Raw genomic sequence first — 6,719 nt, 5'->3', positions numbered from 1 at the left:
GCGGTGGTGGAGGACGGCGGCGGTCTCGACTTCTGCCGCAAGGCCCGGCTGCTGACGCAGACGCCGATGATGCTGCTGGCGCCGGCGCTGACCTCGGAGCTGCAGCGCGAGAGCGCGCGCGTGCCGGGCCTGACCGCCTATGCCGATCCGGGCACCGCCGGCGGCTTCGCGCTCGAGCTGCTGCAGCCCGGCCAGCGCGTCGATCCCTGCCTGGCGATCCGCGTCAAGGCCAGCGAGACCGGCTGGAGCTTCGACATCGACGGCATCGGTTTCAAGTTCCATGGCGACGGCATGCTGACCGTGCCGCGCTCGGCCTGGATGCGCTGGGAGGCGCAGCACATGTTCCAGCCCGACTGGTACGACGAGTTCTCCGACATCGGCGAAAGCATCCGCATCGCGCTGTGCGACGAGAACCCACATTTCAAGGTCCAGCGCGAGCTGGGCCGCGCCGCCGCGGCGATGCAGCTCGGCGATGCCGGGCGCGAGCTGCCGGACCGGCTCACCTTCGCGGTGTCGGAGGCCTGTTATCCGCTGATGCTGGAGGCGGTCTTCGATCCGTCGCTGCGGCCGGAGCCCTGGCTGGCGCAGGCCGCCTCGGTGGCGCGGCGCCTGCTGGAAAGCGATGGCGACGCGAGCCAGGACCTGTTCTCCGGACCGCCCGCGGCGCGGCGCGCGCTGCTGATCTGCGCCGACACGCATGGCAGCGTGTTCAGCGCGAAGCTGCTGGGCGGGCAGGTGCGGCTGGATCCGCTGACCTCGGTGCGGCTCGAATGCGCGCGGGTGCGCAAGCTGCTGACGACCCGCGACACGCGCACCGGCCAGCCGCTGTTCTACGAGGACAACATCCGCGTGCTCGGCATGGACGGGCCGGTGACGCGCGCGGCGCTCGACGCGGCGCTGCGCGAGGGCAGCTGGGACCTGATCCATTTCGCCGGCCACACCTGCTTCCAGCGCCATGGCGCGCAGCAGCGCGGCGGCACCGGCTTCCTGTTCATCGGGCCGGCGGAGGAGCCGGAGGGCATCGACTTCGGCGACATCGTCAGCTACATGCGCGAGGCGCGCTTCGTCTACCTGAGCAGCTGCGAGAGCGGCAACTCGGGCTTCGCGGCGCTGGCCGCGGCCGCCGGCATCCATGCGGTGCTGGGTTATCGCTGCCGCGTCAACGACCGCACGGCGGCGCTGCAGGCGAGGCTCTTCTACCGGATGCTGCTGCGCAGCCACTCGCTGAACGCGGCCTTCGGCCTGGCGCGGCGCCGCATCTACAAGCGCTACCGCGACCGGGACAACGCCTGGGCCTCCGCGATGCTGGTCACGCCGGAATTCCGGTCGTGATCGGGGAAGGCGGTCTCGTCGACGCGTTCTCGCTCAACTCGGCTCGCCGGTCATCAGGTCCAGCGCGATGCCGGCGGCGGGATCGCGCGGGTAGAAAGCTTGATGGCCGTGCGCGGCGCGCATTGCCGGCTCGCCCCATGGCGCGGTGCGCGCGGACCGGTAGTTGAAGAGCAGGCGTGCGCCTGGCACCTGCCGCACGACCGCGTGGATCGCTTCGTCGTCCGGATGCTGGAAGAGGCTGCCGTCGGTGGAGACCAGCCAGGTGCCGCACTCGATCCGACCGAGCAGGTCCGGGCTGAGGTTGGCTGCCGAGCCGTGGTGGGCCAGCTTGACCGCGTCGAGCCGCAGCGTCGCGGCGCCTGTCGCGGCCGCCATCCGGCCCAGCGTCGCCGCGAGCGTCGGCGCATGCGCGTCGCCGAGCAGCGCGAGGCGTCGACCGGCGTATTCGGCGATGACGGCGATGCTCGAGCCGTTGGCCACCGCGTCATCCATCGGTCCGAGCGCCAGCGCCGCCGACGACATCATCTGGTCCGGCGTCGGCCGCAGCCGCGCGCCCGAGGCGCGATAGGCCGCGCGACCATCGAGCCGCGCGCGCAGCGCCGCCTCGTTCGCCGGGTCGACCTCGGCGCGCTCCAGGGCGCGGCTCCAGGCGGTGCGCAGCTTGACGAGTTTGTCCAGCGTCGGCGAGAGCAAGGTGAGCCGCAGGCCGCCGGGCAGCTCGCGCACCGGCAGCGGGCCGGTCGCGGGCACGAACACCGGCGCGCCTTCGAAGGCCGCGTTCCATTGGCGCCCATCGATGCGCACGCTGATCTCGGTGCCCTGCATCGCGCTGCGCTGGTGGATGCCGGCCTCGTCGGATGGCGCTTGGCGCGGGGCGGGCGGCGGCTCCTTCAGTTCCTGCGCGATGTGCGGCCAGCCGTTGAACCAGATGTCCCGGAAGGTGGCCAGCTCCGGATGATTCAGCAGCTTGAGACAGCCCTCGATGTGATCGCCGTCGACATGCGTGATGACCAGCAGCTCCAGCTCGCGCTGATCCTCGGGCAGCGCCGCCAGGCGGGCCGACAGCGCGCCATAGGCGCCGATCGGTCCGCCGTCGATCAGCACGCGATGGGGCCGCGCCGCGTCGCCATAGCTCAGCAGCAGGCAGTCGCCGTGCCGCGCCGGCAGCAGCTCGATGCGGAAGACCTCGGCCATGGCGGTCGTGGCGACGCGCTCAGGACAACGCGTGCCGCGGATAGGGCCAGGCGGGTGCCTGGGAGCGGAAGACCACCGCCGGCGCGCGGGAACGCAGCGCGGCGTCGCTGACCGCGTAACCCCAGTTGATCAGCTCGCACTGCTCCTGTTCCTTGAAGCGGTCCAGGCGCGTGCGGATCGCCGCGAGGTCGGCGATCCGCGCCGGATCGACGGACAGCGCCGGCACCTCGGTCGCGGGGTAGTCGGCGATGTCGGTGTCGATGGCCCAGAACGCGCCCTGGGCCTCGCCGCGCGCGTAGGCCGCGATCAGCATGCGCTTGCGCAGGGCCAGTGCCTGGTTCAGGCCGATGTCCATCGCGCGCAGCACCTGCCGCGGGGCCATCGTGCCGATGCCGGCATCGATGTCGAAGGGCTTGCCGGCGTCGCTGACCAGCACCGTGGCATGGCGGCCCCAGACGGTTTCCAGTCCGAGGTTGTCGTAGACGCCGCCGTCGGCCAGCATCAGGCGGCGGCGGTAGTCGACCTGGTCGTAGAGGTCGGCGCCATCGACGCGGGTGAAGTCCTCCGGCCGCACGTCCAGCGCGATCGGCGCCAGGACCGGCGGGAAGGCGCTCGAGCAGGCGACCGCTGTGGCCACGTCGAAGCGCGGTTTCGGGATGAGGCCGATGCGGTAGTCGCCGGCGTAGGGCTTGGAGAAGCGGAAGCTGACGCCGGTGGCGTAGTTGGTCGCGTTGAACACGAAGCGCGGCGTGTCGGGCAGCGACTGCAGCGAGGCGTCCAGGCCCAGACGCTGGCGATATTCCTCGGCGACGGCCTCGCCGGCCGACCGGAAGGGATTGAAGGCGCCCGACAGCACCGAGGCCACGTCGATGTTGCGGGCGCAGAACTCGCGCAGCGGTGTCACGACTTCGGCCTCGAAACGCGGGGAGTGCCCGTCGCCATCGAGGGCCAGCCGCGGCCAGCGCACGGCCAGCAGCCCCGAGGCGATCGAGCCGCCGGACACGCTGGACAGGCGCGCCAGCCGGCCCAGCACGCCTAGCTCGTTGAGCCGCCACAGCACGCCGACATGGAACAGCACGGCCCGGAAGCCGCCGCCGGACAGCGCGAGCGCGATGCCGTCGGCACGCGCGTCAGGGTCGAGGGGCATGGCCGTCTCCCGCAGTGGCAATGGACCAGCCTAGGCGCCGGGCGCTGGCGTCGCAAGCGGTCAAGTTGGGGATACGGGCCGGCGTGACGGCGCACGGCAGGCCGACCGTGGGGGCGCGGCCGTGAGGTAGTGACGCATAACGCCGTGCGTTAGCGGCGATGGGGATTCAGCATCGAACGGAACGAGCCGATAGTGCTGTCTGGTCCATTCGCGCCGCCCCGTGCATCGGGCGTGGCGGCGCCGTTCTCTTCCCACTCATGAAACTCCGCACCCGCATTCTTTTCCTGTGTCTGGCCGCGTTGATCGGCATGGTGGTCCTGGCAACGGTGTCCTTGACGACGCTGCGCCAGACGATGATGAAGGAGCGCACCGCGCAGCTGTCCACGCTGGTGGTGCTGGCCCAGGCCGCGCTCGAGAAGCTGCACGAGCAGGAGCTCGCCGGCAAGCTGACCCGCGAGGAGGCACAGCGCCAGGGCAAGCTGATCATCGGCAGCTTCCGCAAGGACGAGCTCTACTTCTTCGTCCGCGGCTACAGCGATGACGTCAACCTGGTGCATCCCAATCCGAAGCGCGTCGGCATCGTCGACGCCAAGGGCGGCAAGGAGGCCGGCGTGCGCTATCGCGCCGCGCTGGAAGGCCGCAAGGTCGGCACCGTGATCGCACCGGGGACGCGGCCCAACACCAAGGACGAGGTCGAGAAGCTCTACGCGGTGACCCGCTTCGAGCCCTGGGACTGGATCGTCGGCTTCGGCGACTACATCGACGACATCGACAAGGCCTTCTGGCGCAGCGCCGCGGTGCTGCTGTCGATCGGCCTGGCGCTGATGGCGGTGGTCGGCCTGCTGGGCTGGCGCCTGGCGACCAGCATCTACCGCCAGCTGGGCGGCGAGCCGGCCTATGCCTCGGAGATCGTCCACCGCATCGGTGCGGCGACCTGAACGTGGCGGTGGACCTGCGCGGCGCGCATGCCGACAGCCTGCTGGTGGCGATGGACCGCATGCAGCGCAGCCTGTCGACCACCGTCGGCCAGATCCGCGGCGCGACCGACACCATCGCCAGTGCCGCGGGGGAGATCGCCTCGGGCAACCGCGACCTGTCCTCGCGCACCGAGGCGCAGGCCAGCGCGCTGGAAGAGACGGCGGCGTCGATGGAGGAACTGACCGCCACCGTCAAGCAGAGCGCCGACAACGCCCGGCAGGCCAACCAGCTGGCGATGTCCGCGTCCGATTTCGCGGTGCAGGGCGGCCAGGTGGTCGACGAGGTGGTGGCCACGATGGCGTCCATCAGCGGCTCGTCCAACAAGATCGTCGACATCATCGGCGTCATCGACGGCATCGCCTTCCAGACCAACATCCTGGCGCTGAACGCAGCGGTGGAGGCGGCCCGCGCCGGGGAGCAGGGACGTGGCTTCGCGGTGGTGGCCTCGGAGGTGCGCACGCTGGCGCAGCGCAGCGCGACGGCGGCCAAGGAGATCAAGTCGCTGATCGGCGACTCGGTGCAGAAGGTCGAGGCCGGCAGCGCACTGGTGAGCCAGGCCGGCGCGACCATGTCGCGGATCGTGGGCAGCGTGAAGCGGGTCACCGACATCGTCGGCGAGATCTCCAGCGCCAGCCAGGAGCAGACCGCCGGCATCGAGCAGATCAATCAGGCCATCGCGCAGATGGACCAGGCGACGCAGCAGAACGCGGCGCTGGTCGAGCAGGCCTCGGCCGCGGCCGAGTCGCTCGAGCAGCAGTCGCAGGCGCTGGTGACGGCGGTGGGCGCGTTCTCCTGAACGCCTGAACGCGCCCGGGCGAGCGAGGCGGTCGGCGGGGCACCGCTACGATGCGGGCCCCGATGTCCTCGTTGCCGCACCGATGCCCGCGCTCGTTCCCACTCCCACCGCCTTCATGCTCGACCTCGACGGCACGCTCGTCGACACGCTGGGCGACTTCGTCGCCGTGCTCAACCGCGTGATGGCCGACATGGCGCTGCCCGAGGTCTCGCGCGCTTTCGTCGAGCACACCATCGGGCAGGGCAGCGAGCACCTGATCCGCAGCGTGCTCGCCGAGGCGGGCGCGCCGCCGCAGCGCTACGAGGAGGCCTGGACGCTGTACCAGCGCCATTACGAGGTGCTCAACGGCGAGCACGCCGATGTGTTTCCCGGCGTCGTCGAGGGACTGGACGCGCTCAAGGCGCTCGGCCTGCCGATGGCCTGCCTGACCAACAAGCCGGCCGCCTTCGCCCGCGAGCTGCTCCGGCGCAAGGGCCTGGCCCACTACTTCGACCGCGTCTTCGGCGGCGACGACTTCGAGCGCAAGAAGCCCGATCCGCTGCCGCTGCTCAAGACCTGCGAGGCGCTGGGCAGCGCGCCGGCCACGACCTGGATGATCGGCGACTCCAGCAACGACGCCCGCGCCGCCCACGCGGCCGGCTGCCCGATCGCGCTGGTCAGCTACGGCTACAACCACGGCGAGCCGATCCGCGGCGTGCCCGCGGATCGCTACCTGGACCGGCTGGACGAGCTGCTCGGCTGAGCGCTCGCGGAGCGCCGCGAGCTCAGCGGTTGCTGCCCGCGGCGTTGCGGCTGCTCGTCGCGGCAGGCTTGGCGCCGCCCAGCAGCGCCACCTTCAGGTCGGAATCGGCCGGCGACTTGCCCAGCCAGATCTTCAGCAGCATGTGGAAGAAGTCCTCGCCCTTGATCGGCTCGCCGGGAATCAGCTGGCCGTTGACGAAGACCACGGTGCCGGTGCCGGGGATGTAGTCCACACCGAAGCTCTCTCCGGTCTTGAGCTTCTTCTTCTGCACGAAGATCTCCGACATGCGCAGCACGCCGCTGATGGAGCGGCCGAATTCCTCGCGCGTGGCGTTCTGCTCCATGCCCTTGGTGAAGAGCTTGCCCAGCTCCTCGCCATCGATGTCGCGCAGCATCTGGATGTGGATGCGCTTGGGACCGTTGTTGGCCAGCACGGCCTCCGGCGTGGTGGCCTTCGCGTTCAGGTACAGGCCGGCGGTGTAGACCTTGAAGATCGCCTTGTAGCGGATCCCCGCGCCGTTGAGCTGCAGC

The 6,719-nt window shown here is 70.7% G+C and carries 5 protein-coding genes and 1 pseudogene; 3 read left to right on the top strand and 3 right to left on the bottom strand.

Features of this window, described 5'->3' with window-relative positions; all coding sequences use genetic code 11:
• The coding region (locus tag FUT87_RS16200; protein ID WP_147241683.1) for a CHAT domain-containing protein at positions 1-1,332 on the top strand (1,332 nt) is incomplete at its 5' end.
• Positions 1,333-1,365: 33 nt separating this feature from the next.
• On the opposite strand, the gene FUT87_RS16195 is transcribed toward FUT87_RS16200, so the two are convergent.
• Together FUT87_RS16195 and FUT87_RS16190 are read right to left on the bottom strand one after the other, a co-directional pair.
• Complete coding sequence (locus FUT87_RS16195; protein WP_147241682.1) at positions 1,366-2,526, bottom strand: hypothetical protein; 1,161 nt, start codon at positions 2,524-2,526, stop codon at positions 1,366-1,368.
• 19 nt (positions 2,527-2,545) lie between these two features.
• On the bottom strand, positions 2,546-3,673 hold the full coding sequence (locus FUT87_RS16190) for a patatin-like phospholipase family protein (RefSeq protein ID WP_147241681.1): 1,128 nt from the start codon (positions 3,671-3,673) through the stop codon (positions 2,546-2,548).
• A gap of 257 nt (positions 3,674-3,930) precedes the next feature.
• Here FUT87_RS16190 and FUT87_RS30800 point away from each other — a divergent pair.
• Together FUT87_RS30800 and gph are read left to right on the top strand one after the other, a co-directional pair.
• A pseudogene (locus FUT87_RS30800) lies at positions 3,931-5,447 on the top strand (methyl-accepting chemotaxis protein).
• Between the two features lie 82 nt (positions 5,448-5,529).
• A complete protein-coding gene (gph, locus tag FUT87_RS16175; RefSeq protein WP_091728176.1) occupies positions 5,530-6,189 on the top strand; it encodes a phosphoglycolate phosphatase in 660 nt (219 codons plus the stop codon).
• A 22-nt stretch (positions 6,190-6,211) separates the two neighbouring features.
• On the opposite strand, the gene FUT87_RS16170 is transcribed toward gph, so the two are convergent.
• Positions 6,212-6,719: chalcone isomerase family protein (locus tag FUT87_RS16170; protein WP_147241679.1), on the bottom strand; the 508-nt coding region annotated here is incomplete at its 5' end.

The sequence above is a fragment of the Mitsuaria sp. TWR114 genome (assembly GCF_007997345.1).
This window is presented reverse-complemented; position numbering and strand designations above follow the sequence as displayed.

What these genes read in the sequence shown, in the direction of transcription:
- FUT87_RS16195 (WP_147241682.1), bottom strand. Translation starts at nt 2,526, where the DNA reads ATGGCCGAGGTCTTCCGCATCGAGCTGCTGCCGGCGCGGCACGGCGAC.
- FUT87_RS16190 (WP_147241681.1), bottom strand. Translation starts at nt 3,673, where the DNA reads ATGCCCCTCGACCCTGACGCGCGTGCCGACGGCATCGCGCTCGCGCTG.
- gph (WP_091728176.1), top strand. Translation starts at nt 5,530, where the DNA reads ATGCCCGCGCTCGTTCCCACTCCCACCGCCTTCATGCTCGACCTCGAC.